This window comes from Exiguobacterium sp. s194 (genome assembly GCF_018618275.1).
In the GTDB taxonomy this organism is placed as follows: Bacteria; Bacillota; Bacilli; order Exiguobacteriales; family Exiguobacteriaceae; genus Exiguobacterium; species Exiguobacterium chiriqhucha.
Map to the genome: position 1 here is coordinate 1 of NZ_JACSLT010000022.1, position 2,758 is coordinate 2,758.

General features: G+C 45.3%; 2 protein-coding genes. Both read left to right on the top strand.

The window, feature by feature from the left end:
• Positions 1-128: 128 nt before the first annotated feature.
• On the top strand, positions 129-332 hold the full coding sequence (gene copZ / locus KNP85_RS15580) for a copper chaperone CopZ (protein ID WP_029336157.1): 204 nt from the start codon (positions 129-131) through the stop codon (positions 330-332).
• A gap of 137 nt (positions 333-469) precedes the next feature.
• On the top strand, positions 470-2,608 hold the full coding sequence (locus KNP85_RS15585; RefSeq protein WP_029595516.1) for a heavy metal translocating P-type ATPase: 2,139 nt from the start codon (positions 470-472) through the stop codon (positions 2,606-2,608).
• Positions 2,609-2,758: the final 150 nt, after the last annotated feature.

Consider the following 2,758-nt stretch of genomic DNA (forward strand, 5'->3'; position numbering starts at 1 on the left):
GGGGGGTCATTGTGAACTTCTAAATTAGAGTCATGGAAACAGCGATAAAGTAAAATGATACTAAACACTTGATATACCCTATCGGGGTATGTTAAGTTTAAGGAAATATTACTTTAGGAGGAATAATAATGATTGAAACATTAAAAGTACAAGGTATGTCCTGCGGCCACTGTGCAAACTCGGTTGAAACGGGCGTCGGTGAACTCGAAGGGATTTCATCTGTGACAGTTGATCTTAAAAAAGGCGAAGTGGCAGTAGACTATGATACTGCCAAGACATCATTAAACGAAATTCAGAAAGCGATTGAAGAACAAGGGTATGACGTCGTATAAGGGTGCTTTCACAGCACACTTTACTTTTAAATGAAATATACCCTCGCGTGGTATATTCGGCAAGAACTTTGTGAATGTTAAGAATGTAAATAGGGTTAAATAGGATAAGAACCACTAGTTTGGAGGAGGCGCACTGAATGGCTAAAAATGATAAAGACCATCACCACCATCAAGACGAACAGGTAGATCACAGTAAAATGGATCATTCCAAACATGTTGGGCATTCGTACCATGAAGACCAAGTGAAAGAAGGCATTCAAGACGACAGCAATCCTGCCAAAATTCATGATGATCATGCCCATCACAATCATGGTGGCCACGATCATAGTGACCATGGACATCACCATCATGGGAATTTCAAAGAAATTTTCCTGAAGTCGCTGCCCTTGGGCATTGTCATTCTATTATTGTCGCCGATGATGGACGTTCGGCTTCCTTTCCAATTTACTTTTCCATACTCGGATATTGTGGTCGCTGTATTAGCAACTATCTTATTGGTTTATGGCGGAAAACCCTTCTATCAAGGTGCAATCGCTGAATTTAAGGAAAAAGCACCGGGCATGATGGCCCTTATTTCATTAGGGATATCCGTTTCCTATTTGTACAGCATTTACGCCGTGCTGGCACGCTACGTAACCGGCGATCACATCATGGATTTCTTCTTTGAATTCGCGTCCTTGCTGTTGATCATGCTCCTTGGACACTGGATCGAAATGAAGGCTATCGGAGAAGCAGGAGACGCGCAAAAATCGCTCGCCGAATTGGTGCCGAAAGATGCACATGTGGTATTGGAAGATGATTCGATCGAGACGCGTCCCGTAAATGAGCTGAAAGTCGGAGACCTTGTACGGGTTCAGGCCGGAGAAAACGTCCCTGCCGATGGCATCATCAAAAGAGGCACCTCGCGGATCAATGAAGCTTTGCTGACGGGGGAATCTAAACCCATTGAAAAAGGAGCCGGAGACAAAGTGATCGGCGGTTCCACGAACGGTGCAGGCATCATATATCTTGAAGTACAGGAAACCGGCGACCAATCGTTCATTTCCCAAGTACAAACCCTGATAAGCCAGGCGCAGGATCAACCTTCAAGAGCTGAAAATCTGGCTCAAAAAGTAGCCGGCTGGCTGTTTTATATCGCCATTGCGGCGGCTTTCCTCGCTTTTGTCGTTTGGCTGTACATTGCTGACATTCAAACCGCTGTTCTTTTTACGGTTACGACATTAGTCATTGCATGTCCACACGCTCTCGGCCTTGCCATTCCGCTGGTTATTGCACGAAGCACCAGTTTAGGTGCAAGCCGCGGGCTGTTGGTGAAAGACCGCGAAGCATTGGAGCTGGCAACTAAGGCTGATGTAATGATACTGGATAAAACGGGTACATTGACTACTGGCGAATTTAAAGTTTTGAACATGGAAACACTGGATGGTCAACATACCGAAGCCGAAATCGCGGCGTTAATGGCAGGGATTGAAGGCGGGTCCAGCCACCCAATCGCCCAGTCAATCGTCCAATACGCTGAGAAACAAGGGATTCAGCCTGTCCACTTTGATTCGATTGATGTTGTGTCGGGTGCGGGTATAGAAGGAAACGCCAATGGCCGCAAATACGAATTGATCAGCCAAAAGGCACTTGGAAGAGATGTAGCGGTGGATGTTCCCAAAGGGGCAACATTAAGTATACTAGTTGAGGACGGGAATCCGATCGGTACGGTCGCATTAGGCGATGAATTGAAAGAAACGAGCAGAACGCTGATACAGGCATTGAAGCATTACAATATAAAACCGATTATGGCTACAGGTGACAATGAAACGGCGGCCCAAGGAGTAGCAGAGGAACTGGGCATTGAATACAGAGCCAATCAATCACCGCAAGATAAATATGGTTTAGTGGAATCACTGAAAAATAATGGACAAACGGTTATCATGGTCGGCGATGGCGTCAACGATGCACCATCCCTTGCAATAGCAGACGTTGGGATAGCAGTCGGTGCCGGAACTCAAGTCGCCATCGATTCCGCTGATGTGATTTTGACTCAGTCGGATCCAGGCGATATTGAATCCTTTATCGAATTGGCCAATAAAACAACCAGTAAAATGAAACAGAACCTCGTGTGGGGAGCCGGTTATAACTTTATTGCCATTCCCATAGCGGCGGGTGTTCTAGCCTCCATTGGGATTACGTTGGCTCCTGCCGCAGGAGCAGTTCTGATGTCCGTGTCCACGGTTATCGTGGCTATCAATGCGATGACATTGAAACTAAGAAATAGAGCTGTTTAACACCGTGTTTAATTGTCGTACACGAAAAGTGCTGCCTCCCAAAAGTTGAATTTTCTTTAACCTTGGGGGCACAGTTTTGTATTAGGTTAAAGTCAAACGGAGGTTTGAAGACTTTGGATAATTAAATATATTTTTATAGTTAACATATGA